Source organism: Pseudomonas sp. TE6283, from assembly GCF_054060555.1.
In genome coordinates this window covers 53,776-70,813 of the sequence record NZ_JBSSDH010000023.1, presented here as the reverse complement: position 1 = coordinate 70,813, position 17,038 = coordinate 53,776, and the positions used below count along the sequence as shown (strand labels likewise).

General features: G+C 64.3%; 16 protein-coding genes. 8 read left to right on the top strand and 8 right to left on the bottom strand.

Annotated elements, in window-relative coordinates; all coding sequences use genetic code 11:
• Window positions 1-464 precede the first annotated feature (464 nt).
• The 6 genes from ACVWZ5_RS22935 (at window position 465) to ACVWZ5_RS22910 (ending at window position 3,835) form a co-directional block, all read left to right on the top strand.
• Entirely contained in the window at window positions 465-1,598 is a 1,134-nt protein-coding gene (locus tag ACVWZ5_RS22935) for an aminotransferase class V-fold PLP-dependent enzyme (protein ID WP_186600029.1), read from the top strand.
• Window positions 1,599-1,620: 22 nt separating this feature from the next.
• On the top strand, window positions 1,621-2,172 hold the full coding sequence (locus ACVWZ5_RS22930; RefSeq protein ID WP_062574031.1) for a YdeI/OmpD-associated family protein: 552 nt from the start codon (window positions 1,621-1,623) through the stop codon (window positions 2,170-2,172).
• Window positions 2,173-2,551: 379 nt separating this feature from the next.
• A complete protein-coding gene (locus ACVWZ5_RS22925; protein WP_028688843.1) occupies window positions 2,552-2,788 on the top strand; it encodes a hypothetical protein in 237 nt (78 codons plus the stop codon).
• A gap of 75 nt (window positions 2,789-2,863) precedes the next feature.
• Window positions 2,864-3,160: a DUF3077 domain-containing protein gene (locus tag ACVWZ5_RS22920; protein ID WP_051555609.1), complete on the top strand. Its 297-nt coding sequence runs from the start codon at window positions 2,864-2,866 to the stop codon at window positions 3,158-3,160.
• A 170-nt stretch (window positions 3,161-3,330) separates the two neighbouring features.
• Entirely contained in the window at window positions 3,331-3,513 is a 183-nt protein-coding gene (locus tag ACVWZ5_RS22915) for a hypothetical protein (protein ID WP_081791514.1), read from the top strand.
• Between the two features lie 28 nt (window positions 3,514-3,541).
• The gene (locus tag ACVWZ5_RS22910) at window positions 3,542-3,835 is read left to right on the top strand and encodes a hypothetical protein (RefSeq protein WP_232532256.1); all 294 of its coding nucleotides are present in this window, start codon (window positions 3,542-3,544) and stop codon (window positions 3,833-3,835) included.
• A gap of 157 nt (window positions 3,836-3,992) precedes the next feature.
• Here ACVWZ5_RS22910 and ACVWZ5_RS22905 read toward each other — a convergent pair whose 3' ends face one another.
• Window positions 3,993-4,730 carry a PA3715 family protein gene (locus ACVWZ5_RS22905; protein WP_457340884.1) on the bottom strand — a complete coding sequence of 246 codons (738 nt, stop codon included), beginning with the start codon at window positions 4,728-4,730 and terminating at the stop codon, window positions 3,993-3,995.
• 289 nt (window positions 4,731-5,019) lie between these two features.
• Between ACVWZ5_RS22905 and ACVWZ5_RS22900 the strand changes: the two genes are divergently transcribed.
• Window positions 5,020-6,627 (top strand): methyl-accepting chemotaxis protein, encoded by a 1,608-nt coding sequence (locus ACVWZ5_RS22900; protein WP_457340883.1) that lies wholly within the window; start codon window positions 5,020-5,022, stop codon window positions 6,625-6,627.
• A gap of 39 nt (window positions 6,628-6,666) precedes the next feature.
• Here the strand turns inward: ACVWZ5_RS22900 and ACVWZ5_RS22895 are convergent, their stop codons facing one another.
• On the bottom strand, window positions 6,667-7,998 hold the full coding sequence (locus tag ACVWZ5_RS22895) for a serine hydrolase domain-containing protein (protein ID WP_069017574.1): 1,332 nt from the start codon (window positions 7,996-7,998) through the stop codon (window positions 6,667-6,669).
• Window positions 7,999-8,119: 121 nt separating this feature from the next.
• Here ACVWZ5_RS22895 and ACVWZ5_RS22890 point away from each other — a divergent pair, with 121 nt between their 5' ends.
• Window positions 8,120-9,016: a LysR substrate-binding domain-containing protein gene (locus tag ACVWZ5_RS22890; protein ID WP_457340882.1), complete on the top strand. Its 897-nt coding sequence runs from the start codon at window positions 8,120-8,122 to the stop codon at window positions 9,014-9,016.
• 80 nt (window positions 9,017-9,096) lie between these two features.
• Here ACVWZ5_RS22890 and ACVWZ5_RS22885 read toward each other — a convergent pair whose 3' ends face one another.
• From ACVWZ5_RS22885 to ACVWZ5_RS22860, 6 genes are all read right to left on the bottom strand, one after another.
• On the bottom strand, window positions 9,097-11,334 hold the full coding sequence (locus tag ACVWZ5_RS22885) for a TonB-dependent receptor (RefSeq protein WP_238341028.1): 2,238 nt from the start codon (window positions 11,332-11,334) through the stop codon (window positions 9,097-9,099).
• 318 nt (window positions 11,335-11,652) lie between these two features.
• Window positions 11,653-12,615: a siderophore ABC transporter substrate-binding protein gene (locus ACVWZ5_RS22880; protein WP_457340881.1), complete on the bottom strand. Its 963-nt coding sequence runs from the start codon at window positions 12,613-12,615 to the stop codon at window positions 11,653-11,655.
• Complete coding sequence (locus tag ACVWZ5_RS22875; RefSeq protein ID WP_028688862.1) at window positions 12,612-13,394, bottom strand: iron ABC transporter ATP-binding protein; 783 nt, start codon at window positions 13,392-13,394, stop codon at window positions 12,612-12,614. Before ACVWZ5_RS22875 ends, ACVWZ5_RS22880 begins: the two co-directional genes overlap by 4 nt.
• Complete coding sequence (locus ACVWZ5_RS22870) at window positions 13,391-14,326, bottom strand: iron chelate uptake ABC transporter family permease subunit (RefSeq protein WP_050705788.1); 936 nt, start codon at window positions 14,324-14,326, stop codon at window positions 13,391-13,393. The genes ACVWZ5_RS22875 and ACVWZ5_RS22870 overlap by 4 nt, the downstream gene beginning before the upstream one ends.
• A complete protein-coding gene (locus ACVWZ5_RS22865; RefSeq protein WP_081100292.1) occupies window positions 14,326-15,270 on the bottom strand; it encodes an ABC transporter permease in 945 nt (314 codons plus the stop codon). Before ACVWZ5_RS22865 ends, ACVWZ5_RS22870 begins: the two co-directional genes overlap by 1 nt.
• Window positions 15,267-17,036, bottom strand: a complete 1,770-nt coding sequence (locus ACVWZ5_RS22860; RefSeq protein ID WP_280070634.1) for an ABC transporter ATP-binding protein — start codon at window positions 17,034-17,036, stop codon at window positions 15,267-15,269. Before ACVWZ5_RS22860 ends, ACVWZ5_RS22865 begins: the two co-directional genes overlap by 4 nt.
• Window positions 17,037-17,038 lie beyond the last annotated feature (2 nt).

Genomic DNA, 17,038 nt, shown 5'->3' with positions numbered 1-17,038 from the left:
CTCGCGGGTATAGGTCTTTCGTTCTTGCATGGAACCTCCTGAATGGGCGAATCATATCGCCCTTAAGAGGTGTCCGGGGTTAGTAGACCACTACAGATTGCCAGTCGGCAGCCAGGGTAGCTTGGGCAGTGGTGGCCAGGGCTAGGCTGAGTAGTAGCGGTTTGAAATAGCGCAATTCTTGGGCTCCTGAACGGGGAAGTGATGTCAGGGGCGGATTCTGGGTGGAGGCCGGTGCGGGAAAAAGTGGTGGGTGGGACAAGGAGTTTTGCGTGTGGGGCAAGGAAGTGGACATCTCTGATGTTCAGGCCGGGGAGGCTGTTGGGACTTCAACCAGTGGGCGCTTCCCTGATTCAAGTCAGGCAGGGGGCCAGGCTGACGATGCGGTGTGCCTGATGCATCTTGTCATTTGCAATGGCTTAGGGCAGGGTCGATACCATGGACCTCTCTGCCAAAGGAACCGCACCATGTCGAAGATCTATCCCGGTATCGATCCCGAAGGGCTGGTCGAGTATTCGGTGGTCTACACGGACCGCTCGCTCAACCACATGTCCCAGTCGTTCCAAGGGGTGATGAAGAACATTTCAACCACCCTGAAACAGGTCTACAACGCCCAGGCGGTTGCGGTGGTTCCGGGCAGCGGCACATTCGGCATGGAAGCGGTGGCACGGCAGTTTGCCACCGGCCAGCAATGCCTGGTGATACGCAACGGCTGGTTCAGTTATCGCTGGAGCCAGATCCTTGAAATGGGCAACATCCCGGCGGCCACAACGGTGCTGAAAGCCCGGCCGGTTGAAGCGGGGCGCCAGGCTGCCTATGCCCCGGCCCCTCTGGACGAAGTGCTGGCGGCCATTGCGTCGCAGAAACCGCAGATTGTCTTCGCCCCCCACGTTGAAACGTCATCGGGGATCATCCTGCCCGATGAGTACCTGCGGGCCGTGGGCGACGCCGTGCATGCGGTGGGTGGCCTGTTCGTGCTGGACTGCATCGCCTCAGGCGCGATCTGGGTTGATATGCACAAATGCGCGGTCGACCTGCTGATCAGCGCACCGCAGAAAGGCTGGAGCGCCTCACCTTGCTGCGCCCTGGTGATGTTCAGCGCCTTGGCCCTGGAGCGCATCGAATCGACGCAAAGCACCAGCTTCGCCTGCGACTTGAAGAAGTGGCTTCAGATCATGCAGGCCTATGAGCAGGGCGGCCACGCCTACCATGCGACCATGCCCAGCGATGCCCTCGCGCGGTTCAACGAAGTGATGAAAGAGACGCAAGCCTACGGTTTCGACAAGGTCTGCGAGGAACAACAGGCCCTGGGTGATCGGGTGCGCGCAATGATGACCCGCAAAGGTATCAAGAGCGTGGCCGCAGTGGGCTTTCAGGCCCCTGGCGTGGTGGTGAGCTACACCGAGGATGCCGATATCAAGAGTGGTAAGAAGTTTGCCAGCCACGGCCTGCAGATTGCCGCCGGCGTGCCGTTGCAATGCGACGAGCCGGCCGACTTCCAGACCTTCCGCATCGGCCTGTTCGGGCTCGAAAAGCTGCACAATATCGAGCGTACGGTCAGCACTCTGGAGCAGGCGCTGGACGAGGTGATGGTTAACTAGGCGCTCGGTGGGAGAACTTGCAATGACAACAGACGATGCGAGGTCCCGATTCGAAGCCAAGCTTCTTCGTCCGTTAAAGCCCGGTGATGGCAGGTCGTGGGCGTTTGCTGTTCTTCCAAGGGACGCGAGTGAACGGCTTCCGCGGCGGGGAAGGACGTCCGTTGACGGCACGATCAATGGGCATCCTTTTCGGGCAACCCTGGAGCCCGATGGCCAGTTGAGCCATTGGCTGAAGGTCAGTAGCGATTTACTTGACGCGGCAGGTGTGGCTGTTGGCGATATCGTTACCCTCGAACTGATCCCTGTGAAGAAGGAGCCCGAGCCTGATATCCCAGCAGATTTAGAGGAAGCCCTGGCAAGCACACCTGAGGCTCAAAAGGTTTGGAGCAGTACGACGACCCTCGCGCGGGTGGACTGGATCCACTGGATTACTTCAGCGAAGCAACTCAAGACGCGTGAAAAGCGAATAGGTGATGCCTGCGAGATGCTTGCGACCGGCAAAAAGGCGGTTTGCTGTTTCGACTCGTCCGGCTACTACAGCAAAGCCTTTCGGGCGCCCGAGGCAGAAGATTGATCAGTGGTGCAGCCTGGGAGCATCTAGGGGCGCAACCAGCCCTAAGTTGACGATAAGAGAACACTTTTTATGTGCTCTGAATCGGATTTTCCCTCTTCTATGTAGTCCATTTCCGAAACATACTCCCCCCGCCTTTCAGCCATTGCAGCAGCCCTATCAGCCATCTAGTCTCGCCAAGTCGCCGCAAAAAACGACGACACGGTTTTGACAGACCGTCCCCTGATATACGGATCATGCGCATCGCTCTATGGCGGCTGTGCGTGGGGCACTTCGGTGCGCCGAGTTCCGATATCCTCGGTCTGTCAACCCACGTACCGCTGCCACCCATTTGTTTGACAGCAGAGATGTGGTAGCTCCAGTCAGATATCGGAGCTTTATCATGTTAAAGATCGTCCCCGATCCACCTCTACACGACAAATACACCACCCACACCCTCGAAGACCTTCTGGTCCAGATCTCCGAATACCTCGTCTGCGCCCTGACCGTCAGCCAACAGACCGTCCTGCTGCACGCCAAACCGCCAGGCCAGGTCCTGACCCTTGCCGCCATGCACGAAATCGACAGCGCCCGCACCCTGGTGGAGGTGGCGCTTAGCCGCGTGCAGTCCCGGCACTGACCTGGCGGGCTTGGCTCGCACTTGATGTTCACCGGTCAGGCCCCGTGCCGTTCGCGGGGCCGCAGGAGGAATGGTATGGATAAGGAATTGCAAACCCCGCGCATCAGCAAGCTGGCAACCACTGGCGTCGGGCATTTCGGCGAGGCTGGAGAGGAGGGCGGTCAAGACCCGCTGTTCCGTGTTGTGGCGGGCCATTCGATGGACCATGCAGTTGAGCAGGCAACCGTGCTGATGTGTGCAGTGCACAAGATCAGCGATCTGGCGATGGCGGAGACGGATCATCTGCCGACGTTGCTGACTGCCGTGCATTACCTCAGTGGCATGGCCAAGGCGTTGGCCCAGGATGTGAACCATGGGTTGATGGTTGGTTAGACCCCGGGGCCGCTTTGCGGCCCATCGCCGGCAAGCCGGCTCCCACACCGACCGTGCCGCATTCAGAATGCGTTATCAGTGGTGCATAGGACGAATGTGCTAGATAGCCCTTTGCCTTATGTTCAGGGCGAGAAACTGTCGCCCTGAACATAAGGCAAAGGACTGGCCCCATGACCGCTTTCAAGAAGCAGCTCCTGCCTGTCGCCTTACTGTGCAATGTCCTCGCTGCGCAGGCGAGCGATGTGCAGATGGGCGACTTCTGGGTAGTCCACTACCAAGGTGGCCTGGGCAAGAACCAGGTTGTTCGTATTGGGCCTGTTGGCCATATTGCTAAGTGGCTGCGCATCGCTTGAAGCCAGCAGTGCCTGGAAAGATCGTCCGGTGGGCGAGCTGATCGATTTCTTCGGGGTGCCTAGGCAGATCATGGTGGTGCCGGAAGAAGATCTGGTGGTGCTCAGGTACGTGCGCGACAGCAGCTATGTCACGCGTGAAGCTGCGGGCACTTACACGGGGCCGCAGAACGGGCAGATTGTGCACACGGAATACTGGGAAGACGTGGAGCACTCAGGCAGCTGTCAGATCGATGTGTTCATCAACAGAGCGCGACTGGTGCAGAAGGTACGAACGAAGGGACGCTGTGCAGTTGTCGAGATGGCGCCGGCAGCTCGAGCGTGATCTAGCAGACGCAAACCACAGGTGACCGAATCAGAAGGTCACCTCCCGCAATACGCAATTTAACATAATATACATTATGCGTATGTTCATATTGAGCGTCATGCCCAGAGGGAGGCCAGATTTCAGCCTCCATCAAAGCCCCGTCCTCCAATCCAGCTCACTGGAACGTCAATTCCTTCGGCACCCCATACCGACCGCCGTGATACTCCAGGTTGAACGTCTTCGTCGTTGAACTGCGCTCGATTTCCTCACAGTCATCACCGCCTTTAACAACGCTCTGACTTCCGGTCGAGATCTCGGTAACCCGCAACCTGCTGAAACCATCCTTGCCAGGTTTGCCAATCGCCAGTGTCCGCTTTGTCTCGTCGAATTCACCAGTGCAGACACCGTCCCATTCGCCGTTGCTCTTGCTTACAACCAACTGCTCCATGATCTGACGCAACTGCGAACCGTCGTTCACAAAGAGACTCATGGTTTCGCTGCCGAACGGATTGACCCGTGACGAGCCTGTATAACTGATGCGCACGCCAAATGCCCGCAGCCCAGGCGCAACCTGATAACGCGCCGTGTCCAGCATCAGGCCTGAAAACTGCACCGCGTCGGAGACGATCGCAGCCTCCTGGTAGCTGTGGGCTATGACCTTTCCGCTGGCGGCATCGGCCACCAGCACATCCAGGCCGTAATCGCCTTGCCCGTGTTCATCGACGTTCACCATCAACGGCAAGGCTGCCAGCACCTGACTGGCGTCTGCCGGATTGACCTTGCAGACCGCAAATTCGCTGGCGAGCTCCAAGGTCGGATGCAGATCGTGGGCCCAGGTTTGCAGGTGCTGCGTGCAGTCGCCCCAGGCGATCATTGGGGCAAGCAACAGCGGTAACACGGTGAATCGATGCATGGAGGTGTCTCATTCCTTTGATGTTTTTGCCAGGCTAAGTGAGTTGGGCGAGAACTTCACACGCTTGATAGATTCCTGCAACTCGCCCTGCGCCCTGCCCAGCTTTTGATAACTATAAAATATAACTCAACTAAATATTCATTTAGTTGAGTTATATGGATGAGTCCAGGAGATTCTGAAACCATGACATGAGCCGACTGCCTACCCTCCTCCACAGACCTGTTCGGGCCAGCGAAATACCTCCAACCATCTATGCTCACCAAACCCACCCCACGGAGCCTGTTCGAAAATGGACATTCGCCAGAAAACCATCGGGTTCGGTCTTGTCAGCATCCTCGCCGCCCTGTTGCTCGGCGGCAGCGGCCTGCTCGCCGAGCATGACCAGAACCAGGCACTCAAGCGCAGCGAGGCCAGCATGGCCGCCCTGCGCAATCACATGGAAGGCGACATGATGCACGATGCGCTGCGCGCCGACGTGCTGGCCGCCCTGCTGGTCAAGCCGGGCGACACGGACACCGCCAACCAGGTGCTGGCCGACCTCGACGAGCACGCCAAGTGGTTCCGCAGCGTCATGCAAAGCAACCTCGAACTGCCTCTGGATAGCGAGCTGCACCAGGCTATCAGCGAGCTGGGCCCCCTCCTCGACCACTACATCGCCAGCGCCACCTCGATCATCCAGCTGGCACTGAAGTCACCCGAGCAGGCCCAGGCGCAGTTGCCGGCCTTCGTCGCGGCGTTCAAGGAGCTGGAGCAGCGCAACAGCACCCTCAGCGACCTGATCGCCGGCAACGCCGACAAGAGCCGCGAGCAGAGCACCGCCACCCTGCACCAGGGCGTCGCCGTGCTGGTCGGCGGGATGGTCCTGGCCGCCGTGGTGCTGGCGCTGTGCACTTTCCTGCTGTTGCGCTCGATCCTGGGCCCCTTGAGCCAGACCATGGCGGTGGCCGAACGCATCGCCCAAGGCGACCTCACCACCCAGATCCAGGTCCATGACCGCGACGAGACCGGGCACCTGCTGCGCTCGTTGGCCGACATGCGCGACAGCCTGGGCAACATGATCAAGGCCATCCATGAAGAGAACTTGCTGCTGCGCGAAGTGGCCGATGAACTGGGCCAGGCTTCCAGCAGCCTGGTGCAACGCACCAGCCAGCAGTCCGACAGCGCCGTGAGCATGGCCTCGGCCACCGAGCAGATGATCGCCAACCTGGCGCGGATCGCCGACCACGCCCGCGATGCGCAGGCTATCTCCGGGCAGTCCGAGCGCCTGGCCAGCGACGGCGGCGAGGTCATCCTCAACGTGGTCGGCGGCATGCAGGGGATCGACGAAGCGGTCAACCGCTCCTCTGAAACCATCACCGTGCTGGGGCAAAGCTCGGAAGAAATCCACTCGATCATCCAGGTGATCAACACCATCGCCGAGCAGACCAACCTGCTGGCTTTGAACGCGGCCATCGAAGCCGCCCGTGCCGGCGAGGCCGGGCGCGGCTTTGCCGTGGTCGCCGACGAAGTACGCGGCCTGGCCGGGCGCACGGCGCAGTCGACCCGGGAGATCACCGGCATGATCGAACGCATCCGACATAGCACGGGCAACGCCGTCGACAGCATGCAGACTGGCGTCACCCGGGTCCGCGCCGGCGTGGAGCTGGCCACCCAGGCGGGGGCGTCGATCCAGCAGATTCGTGAAGGCGCCCGCCGCGCCGCGTCGGTTGTCGAGGAAATCTCGCAGACCATCGGCGAGCAGACCCGGGCCAGCCAGGATGTCGCGCAACAGGTCGAGCTGATCGCCCGCATGTCCAGGGACAGCACCGACACCACGCGGCAGCTGGCGTCGGCGGCGCAGCGCCTGGGCGAAATCGCCCAGGGCATGCAGGCGAGCGTGTCGCGGTTTCGCGTGTGACTGGGCAGGCGCTTGCCGGCGCCCTGCCCTCGCCCGGTGCTACTGGCTCAGCGCCTTGGCCACTGCGTTGACGAACACCGCCTGCTCGTCATACAGCGAGCCGGGGCTCTCGGCGTTCTTCCAGGTCGACCACTGCACCACCACCAGGTGCTCCGCCGGGTTGATGGCGATGCTCTGGCCGAAGATGCCCAGCGCCCAAAAGGTCTTGTCGCTGTTGGCGGTGCGCTTGGGCTCGGCATCGCTGTCCGGGGCCGGGGCGTTGTACCACCACTGGTAGCCGTACTGGCCGTTGGGCGCTGCGGCCGTCACCGATCCCTTGGCTTGGGTCCAGTGGGTCGAACGTGCGATCCAGTCGTCCGGGAGCAGCTTTTCGCCATCCGGCAGCTGGCCGCCGCTCTGCACAAACTCGCCGAAGCGCCCCCAGTCGCGCAGCGTGGCATTGAAACCGTGGCCGCCCATGTCCACCTTGCCTGGCACCAGGGCGTGCCAGACGCCAGCCTGCTGCATACCGTAGCGGCTCCACACCCGGCTTTGCAGATACTCGGCGATGGTCATGCCGGTGGCATTCTCCAACACCCGACCGACCAGCCAGGCACCACCGGTGTTGTACGACCAGACCTCGCCTGGCTTTACCCCAGGCTTGCGCTTGACCGAACGCACCAGGTCGAGCACACAGTGATAGGGATCAGCGGTGGCCTCGCACTGGGTCATGTGCGAGAAGTCCGAATCCTTGGAGGCGTAGTTCTCGTCCCAGATTACGCCCGAGGTGTGTTGCAACAGCTGGTGCAAGGTCACGTCCTGCCATTCGGAACCCTCCAGTTCCGGAACGTAGCGGCTGATCCTGTCGTCCAGCGACTGGATCTTGCCTTCCTTGACGGCGATGCCAACCAGCACGCTGACCACCGACTTGGCCACCGATCGGGACGTCCACAAGGTCTGTGGCGTGTTGCCCTTGCCGTAGTATTCGTAGGCGATCTTGCCGTCCTTGAGCACCAGCAGGCCGGTCACACTCTGGTTGGCCAGGTATTGCGCCAGGTTGTGCGTCTTGCCGCCCAACTGATACTGCACGTCGGTCAGCGCGTGGCTGGCCTGCGGCAAGGGAAATGGCGTGGCGCCGTTCGGGGCGAAGACATCGCCACCGTAGAGGCGGTAAGTGTTGCGAAAGCCCACGACCCGGGTGGCCTGGTCCCAGGTGAGCATATCCCTGGCAGCCGGCAGCACCTTGTCGAAGGGCTGCGGGCAGGGTTCAAGCCCTGGCACGCCGCAGGCCCCCTTGTTGTCGGCCGCCTGCGCCGCACCCGCCAGGGCGGCGAGCGTCAGGGCCAGGATGGAAAGACCGTTGAACGACTTCTTTATTGTTGTTGGCCGCATCGGAGGGCTCCTCGTAAAGCGCGGAAATACGCCGCCCCGAGTGTCGGCAACTTGAACGGGCGGGAAAAGCACAATAAATTTGCCTTCACTATTAAAAAAACTAACAGCCAGGAGCGTGCCCATGGCCGAAGACCGCCTGCCCCCGCTCAACGCCGTGCGTGCTTTCGAGGCCGCCGCCCGCCTGGGTAGCTATGTCGCCGCCTCCCAGGCGTTGCACGTGACCCAGCCGGCGATCGGTCGGCATGTAAAGAACCTCGAGGCCTGGCTGGGCGTGCGCCTGCTCGAGCGCTCTCCCCGCGGCGTGAGCCTCACCCTGCCCGGCGCCCATTACTACAAGGCCGCAGCCGAAGCACTGCAGATCCTCGCTGATGCCGGTGCGCGCCTGGCACAACGGGGAGACGAGCGCTGGCTGCGGATCCTCTGCGTGCCGGCGTTCGCCTCGCGCTGGCTGACACCGCGCATCGACGCCCTGCGTAGCCTGCGCCCGGACCTGAGGATCGCCATCGAGCCTAATGCCACCTTTACCAGCGTGGATGCGCGCCAGGCGGACCTGGGCATCGCCTTCGGTCTGCCGGGTGAGCTGAGCGGGGTACGCGAGGTGTTGATCCGCCCGAAGGTGTTTGCCGTCTGCGCGCCGAGCTACCTCGCGCAGTTGCCTGCGAGGCTAAGCGCTGCGGACTTGCCCGGATGCAGGCTGATCCATGTCGATGACGGCACCTGGTGGAACAGCTGGTTCGCCGCCAATGGCCTGAGGGTATGGGTCAAGGCCGACACTTCGCACATCAGCAACGATATCGTGCTGAACCTGGCCCAACGCGGTCACGGCGTTGCCCTGGCCACCGAGGTACTGGTGGGGCGTGAGCTGCGCGAAGGCAGCCTGGTGCGCTGCGTGGAACAAGCCGTGGCGCTGGAAAGCTACCAGTTGCTGACGCCAGCGCAGCCGCCGAGTGCCGATGCGTTGTGGTTCATGGGTTGGTTGGGTGACAGCCTGCGTGAGGCATATCCGGACGCGGTGTGAATCTGGCACCGGCTGGCCGGTGATCAGGGGGCAAGTCGCATTGGTGCACCATCCCTCCCACGCAGCCAGCGCTGGTCTGGCTAGAAGTCCACCGAGGTAGAGAACAACACCGACCGCGGCGTGCCCAGCCCACCGGACAGGCCACTGCCATCGCCGCCATTCCACGAACCGATCCAGTAGGCCTTGTTGGCCACGTTCTGCACGGTGGCGCGGAAGGTCACCGGCTTGTCCGAGATCTTCAGGCTGTAGCGGGCGCCCAGGTCGAAGATCGTGTAGGACGGCAGCGACAGGTTGTTGGCATCGGTGGCGTAGCGCCGGCCGGCATAGTTGGCGTTGCCGGTCAGGGTCAAGCCCGGAAGCTCACGCAGGTCGTACTCGACGCCGAGCTTGGCCAGCACCTTGGGCACGCCCGTGGCCTGGTTGCCTTCGTTCTCCTTGCGTATCGATTTCGTCAGCTCGGCCTTGGTGTAGGACGCACCGCCCAGCAGGCGCAGCCCCGGCTCGAGCTCGCCGAAGAACGACCATTCCAGGCCACGGTTGCGCTGCTCGCCGTACACGCCGTAGACCTGCGTGACCGGGTCGGTATAGGCGCTTGGTTTCTTCACCTGATAGACACTGACCGTGTGCGCGAAGGTGCCCAGGTCGAGCTTGGCGCCCAGTTCGTACTGCTTGGTCTGGTAAGGCGCCATGATCGCACCCGCGTTTCGCGCGTTGTCCGGCGCGATACCGCCCTGGCTCAGGCCTTCGATGTAGTTGCCGTACAGCGACAGCTCGTCGGTGACCTTGACCAGCAGGGCCGTGGCGGGTGATACCCGGCTTTCATCGTAGGGCTTGGAGGTGCGCTGGTGGTTGCCGTTGTAGTTCGACGCGCGCACGTTCTGGTGGCGTGCACCGACGGTCCACTGCACCTTGTCATCGAGGAACGACAGGGTGTCGAGCAAGGCTTCGCTGCTCAGCCGGGCACGCATGCGCGAGGTGACGTTGCCGTACTCGCCGATCTCCGGGCGCGAGCCGTAGTCCAGGTTGTAGTAGTTGGTGCGGATGGTCGACGACAGGCGCTTGTCCTTGAAGCTGTTCTCGGAGTCGTAGCGGGTGGCCGCCAGCGACCAGGCGTGATCCACGGGCCCGGTGGCGAAACGCCCGCGCAGGCCGACTTCGCCGGACTTCTGCTCGCCATCGCGGGCCGAGCGGATCGGCGTGGCGGCGATGTCGCCGGCATCGTTGAGCAGCATGCCGCTGGTCATCAACGCGTTGTAGCCCCCTTCCCTGTGGCCCCAGCCGGCAAAGGCGGTGAGCGAGTCGTTGAGGTCATACTCGCCGCGCAGCACCACGGTGTCGGTGTCATTGACGGTATAGGCCCACTCCGGGGCCAGCGAATGATCGCCCTTCTTGGCCTTGGGCAGGTGGGTCACCCCGGGGCTGATCGAGGAGATGCCGAAATAGTTGACCCCGTCCATGCGCTCGCGCTGGTGGTAGTAGTCCAGCGACGCCCTCGCCCGCTCGCCGCGCCAGTCCAGGGCCAGCGACGACAGCTGCATGCGGTGCTGCTGGTCGTCCACGGGGGTGTCGCCGTCGCGGTAGACGCCGTTGAAGCGCACGCCGAACTGCTTCTGGTCACCGAAGCGGCGGCCGATATCGGCATGCATGCCGGCCAGGCCATCGGACTCGTACGAGGCGGTCAGCCGGGCCAGGGGCTCGTCGCCGGCACGCTTGGGCACGATGTTGATGCTGCCGCCGACGCTGCCGTCAGGCGGCATGCCGTTGAGCAGCGCCGACGGGCCCTTGAGCACTTCGATGCGCTCGGCGAGCTCGGTGGAGCCGCGCATGTTCGGCGCCATGCTCGGCAGGCCGTTGAAGGTGATGTCGTTGCCGGTGCTGTAGAGGCCTCGGATGAAGAAGGTCTCGAAGATGCCGCGCTTGCTCGGCACGTACACCGACGGATCGGTGGCGCCGATCACCGAGCCGATGTCCTGGGCCTGGCGGTTCTCGATGTATTCCTTGGTGTAGCTGATGGCGTTGAACGGCGTTTCGCTGAAGTCCTTGTTGCCCATCAGCCCGAGCCGGCTGCCCGAACCGACCTGGCCACCGGCATATTCCGGTGGTGGAGCGCCCAGCGAATCACGGGTGTCCTGTACCAACGTTTCCGGCAGGGTCAGGCCCTCCTCCTTCACATCGGGGGTCTGTTGCTGCGCCGAGGTGCTGGAACGTGGCGGTTGCGCGAAGGCGTTGCCGGCGATGGCGGCCATGCCCAGCAGTACGGCCATGCGCAAGGCCCTGCGGGGCAGGTTCGGGGCCTGGGGATGTTGCAGTGGAGACATGAAGGATTCCTTTCGGGACGAAATGGTAATGTTTCTCATTAGTCATTCCGTACGAGTCGGCGAATCCCTCAACAGAAATTACAGTCATTTGGCCACTATCGGTCCAGCAACCCATTTCGTGTAGGAGATCGCCCAGCCCTTTGGGGCTGCGCTGTCTTGCAGGGAACTGCTATCTCTGTGGGAGCGGCCTTGCGTCACGAGAGGGCTGCGCAGCAGCCCCAGCAATTTTGATGGTGGCTCGGAATCTGGGGCCGCTGCGCGCCCCTTTCGCGACGCAAGGCCGCTCCCACAGGAATTACGTATGGCCTGAATGCAGGATTAGCCCTGATACCCCTTCACCACCTCGTCCGCCACCCGCTCCAGGCAGGTCACGCTGGCGGTGCACAGGTACCAGGTCTGTGGATCGACGAACACCACATGGCCGTTCTTCCACGCCTTGGTCTGGCGCAGCAGCGGGTTGTCCAGGGTCTCGCGGTCCAGCGCGGCCCGGCGCTCCATCACTGCGGTGCGGTCGATCACGTAGAGGATGTCAGGGTCGGCCTGGTGAATGAACTCGTTGGAAATCGGCTGCCCGTGCAGGCCTGCCTGCATGTCGTCACTGGCCGGCTTGACCCCGAGGGTGTCGAAGATGAAGCCGTAGCGCGAGCGCACGCCATAGGCGGTGAACGCGCCGTTGTTGTGCAGCACCACCAGCGCTTTCTCCGGGCGCCCGTCGGTCACCTGGCGCACCTGGGCCACCTTGGCGTCGATGCGCGCGGCGGTTTCCCGGGCCCGGTCTTCCTTGCCGAGGATCCGTCCGACGGTCAGCAGGTGCTGCTTGGCGGTGTCGATGACGTTGCCCTGGCGGTTGTCCATGTCGATGTCGTAGTGCACCGTCGGGGCGATCTGGCTCAGCTCCTGGTAGCTCTGCGCCTGCAGCGGCGAGATCAGGATCAGGTCGGGCTTGAGTGCATGCAGGCGCTCGAGGTTGGGTTGGATGGTGGTGCCGACATCGGCCACCTTGGGGTCGTCGCGGTACTTGGCCAGGAAGCCCGCCACATAGTCCTTGGCGATGCCGACCACCGGCGCGCCGAGCTGGTCGAGGGTGTCCAGCTCGCTCATGTCGAAGGCCACCACGCGCTGCGGCTGGTGGTCGACCAGCGTGGTGCCCAGGGCGTGCTCGACCTTCACCGGGGCGTAGTCGGCGCTGGCGGCGCGCGCCTGGGCCGGCGGGGCCTGGTCGCAGCCGGGCAGCGCGGCCGCCACGGCGGCGGCCAGCAGTATCTTGCAGATTCCGTTCATACCAGCTCTCTCGATAGTGATGGGTTGAAGTAGTTGCAGACGAAACCGTGCGCGCTGGGCAGGATCTCGAAGGCCAGGCCGAACAGCGCGCGCAGGTTGGCCTGGGTGACCACCTCGGCGACCGGCCCGTGGCTGTGCACGGCGCCGCCTTTCATGGCGACGATGTGGTCGGAATAGTTGGCGGCGAAGTTGATGTCGTGCACCACCAGGATCACCGTGCGCCCCTGTTCGTCGCAGAGCCTGCGGATCGCCTGCATGATCTGCACCGCGTGCTTCATGTCGAGGTTGTTCAGCGGCTCGTCGAGCAGCAGCAGCTCGGTGCGCTGGGCGATGGTCATGGCCAGGAAGGCCATTTGCCGCTGGCCGCCGCTGAGTTCGTCGAGGTAAGCCCCGCGCAGAGGCTGCAGCCCCAGGAAATCCAGTGACTCGTCGATCACCTGCTGGTCGTCGGCCGTCAGCAGGCCACGGCTGTAGGGGAAGCGGCCGAAGGCGACCAGTTCCTCGACGGTCAGGCGCAGGTTGAAGTCCAGCACCTGGCGCAGGGTGGCCACGCGGCGGGCGTAGTCGGCGATGGCTATGCGGTCGATGTCCTGGCCGTCGAGCAGGATCCGCCCGCGATTGGCCGGCAACAGCCGGGCGATGCACATCAGCAGGGTGCTCTTGCCGGCGCCGTTGGGGCCGATCAACGAGGTGACCTGGCCGGCGGGAAACGCCAGGCTCACGTCATCGAGCACGGTCTTCTCGCCGTAGGCCTTGTGCAGGTGTTCGAGGGTGATCATGGGGTGCCTCGGGTTCGGACCATCAGCGCGAGGAAGTACGCGCCGCACACCAGGTTGACGAGGATGCTCACGCTGGTCCGGTAGTTGAACAGGTGCTCGACCAGCAGCTGGGCGAGCAGGAACATGCCGATGGCCACGGCGCAGGCCAGTGGCAGGGTGACCTGGTGCCGGGCGCTGCGCGCCAGGGCGTAGGCGATGTTGGCGACGAACACACCCATGAACGCGGTCGGCCCCACCAGGCTGGTGGACACCGCCACCAGCACGGCGATCAGCGCCATCTGCAGGCGCAGGCAGCGGCCATGGTCCAGGCCCAGGGCGATGGCCTGGTCGCGCCCCAGCGCCAGCACGTCGAGGACCCGCGTGCCGCGCGCCACCAGCAGCGCCACCGCCGCCACCAGCAGGCCCGAGTACAGCACCTGGGTCGGCTGGGCGCGGTTGAAGCTGGTGTAGCCCAGGCTCTGCAGGATGGAGAACTCCCCCGGGCTGGTCTTGAGCTGGATGAACTGGGTGAAGGTGCCCAGCACCATGGTCAGCACCAGCCCCAGCAGCAACAGGCGGTAGACATCACCCCGCCCCTCGCGCAGCAGCCAGCGCTGCAGCAGCCACGAGTAGCCAAGCATCAGCGCGATCGACAGCAGCGCGTTGCCCTGGGCGCCCAGCAGCGCCACGCTGGCGGTGCCCAGCCACAGCACCAGCAGGGCCTGGAACAGCAGGTAGATGCCTTCGTAGCCCATGATCGCCGGGGTCAGCACGCGGTTGCCGGCCAGGGTCTGGAAGATCACCGAGGACAAGGCGATGCACACCCCGGCGACAACGATCGCGCCCAGGCGCACCAGGCGCTTTGGGATCACGTAGCTGAAGTCCAGGCCCGAACCCAGCAACAGGAACGCCAGCGCCAGGGCCGGCAGCAACAACCAGGCGGCGCGGCGCATCATTTGCACTTCCGCAGGATCAGTAACAGGAACAGCACGCCGCCGACACTGCCGGCGGTCAGGCCAATGGGTACCTCGTAGGGATGGATCAGCAGCCGGCCGAGGATGTCGCAGGCCAGCAGCAGCGCCGCGCCGCACATGGCAACGATGGGCAGGGTGCGCTTGAGGTGCTCGCCGTAGCGCAGCGCCACCAGGTTCGGCACCACCAGGCCGACGAAGGGGATCGCGCCCACGGTGATGACCGTGGCCGACACGGTCACCGCCACCAGCACCAGGCCGAGGATGGCGGTGGCCGCGTAGTTGAGCCCGAGGCTGGTGGCCATGCCCTCGCCCATGCCGAGCACGGTGAAACGCTGGGCGTACAGGTAGGTGAGCACGACGATCGGCAGGATCAGGTAGATGATCTCGTAGTTGCCCTCGATCACCCGCGAGAAGTCGCCCAGCAGCCAGCCCTGCATGCTCTGCAGGATGTTGTGGCGGTAGGCGTAGAATTCGGCGATGGCGCTGAGCAGGCTGCCGTACATCAGGCCGATCACCGGCACCAGCACCAGGTTGGTGAAGCGGATGCGGCGGATGATCGCCACATACACCAGGCTTGCCAGCAGGCAGAACACCAGGGCGAACAGCATGCGTCCGCTGGCCCCGGCTCCGGGCAGCACGGTCAGGGCCACCAGGATGCCCAGCTTGGCCGCGTCGAGTCCGCCGCAGGTGGCCGGCTCGACGAAGCGGTTGCGCACGATCTGCTGCAGGATCACCCCGCAGATCGACAGGCCGACCCCGGTCAGCACCAGCGCCGCCAGGCGTGGCAGGCGGCTGGCGGTGAGGGTCAGCCAGGCATCGTCACTGGCCGACCACAAGGCCGACCAGGACATCTGGCTGGCCCCGACCATCAGTGAAACGCCACACAGCAGCAACAACAGCGTTGGCAGCAGCACCCGACTCAAGCGGTCACTCCATCGCCTGCCGCCTCGCCGATGCGCCAGCCCTTGGCGGCCCGACGCTGCTCGAGGAAGTGCGCGTACAGCCCACCCTTGGCGGCCAACTGGGCATGGGCGCCCTGCTCGCGGATGCGCCCTTGGTCCAGCACCACGATCTGGTCGGCCATGGCCACCGTCGACAGCTGGTGGGCAATGACGATCAGCGTGCGCTTGCCGCGCAGCCGTGCCAGTGCCTCGGCGATGGCCGCCTGGTTCTCGGCGTCCAGCGCCGCGGTGGCCTCGTCGATCAGCAGGATCGGCGCGTCCTTGATCAACGCACGGGCGATCGAGATACGCTGGCGTTCACCGCCGGACAGCCGTGCACCGCCCTCGCCCACCGGCGTGTGCAAACCTTCGGGCAGGCGTTCGAGGATCTCCTGCACCCCGGCCAGCCGCGCCGCCTCGAGCACCTCGGCCTCGCTGGCGTCAGGTTTGCCGAGGCGGATGTTGTCGGCGATGCTGCCCTGGAACAGGTAGGCGTCCTGGAAGATCTGGCTGATCTGCCCGGCAAGTTGCTCGGCGGACATCTGCCGCACATCCACCCCGCCAACCTTGACCCGGCCCTGGGTGACATCGAAGAAGCGGGCGATAAGGCGTACCAGGGTGGTCTTGCCCGACCCCGACGCGCCGACCAGCGCGGTCATGCTGCCGGGCGCGATATCCAGGCTGACCTCGCGCAGCACTTCGGGTTGATCATCGCCGTAGCGGAAACTGACCTGCTCCAGCTGCACCGAACCATCGACCGGCGCCTGCGGCGCGGTGGGCTCGGGCAGCGGCTCGACGGCCAGCAGCTCGGCCACCGCCTGCAACTGGCCACGGGTGCCGCGCAGCACCTCGCTGTAGCCGGCCACATCCAGCAACGGGTCGATGAAGCGGGTCGCCAGCACCAGCGCGACCAGGGTGGCGATCACCGCCGCGCTGTCGAAGGCGGCACCGGCCTGCTCGCCGAGCCACAGCGTGGCGACCACCAGCAAGGCGGCGAAGCTGGCCTGCACCGCCCAGACATTGAGCACCGACGACAGCGCCGAAAGCTGGATCAGCTTGCGCGCGGCCTGCTGCTGCTGGGCCACGGCCTGCTCCAGGAAGCGCGTGCCGCCCTGCTCGCCATTGAAGGCGCGCAGCACCGACTGCGCCTGGGCGAACTCGACCATGCGCTGGCTGGTCTGCGCGGTGTCGCGCTGGTAGCGCTGGTCGGCGCGCTGGCCCAGGTGCATGGTCGCCAGCATCACCAGCGCCAGCAGCGGCAGGCTGACCAGGGCCACCAGGCCCAGGCGCAGGTCGACCAGCAACAGCGCGACGAGGATCACCAGCGGCGTCACCACCCCGGTGAACAGCGGCGTGAACACATGGGCCGGCAGTTGCGCGATCTCCATCATGCCTTGGGTGGTGACGTGGCTCAGGCGCGCGGTGTTGGCGGCGCTGAACCAGCCCACCGGCAGCGTGCCGACATGCTCGCCCAGGCGCTGGCGGCCACCGCGCAGCACCGCGATGCCGACGGCGATGCCGGCCTTTTCCACCCGCCGGCGCAGGTACCAGCACACCACCACGCCCAGGGCCAGCAGGGCCAGCCACTGGCCGGCGGCTCCCAGCTGGTTGCCCAGCAGGTGGCGCAGGATCGGCACCAGGGTGACGATGGTCAGCCCGCAGAGCACGCCATACACCAGCGCCAGGCGCAGGTACCGGCGCAGGAACACGGCGTCGGCGCCGAGCAGTCGAACGAATATCCCCAGCATGA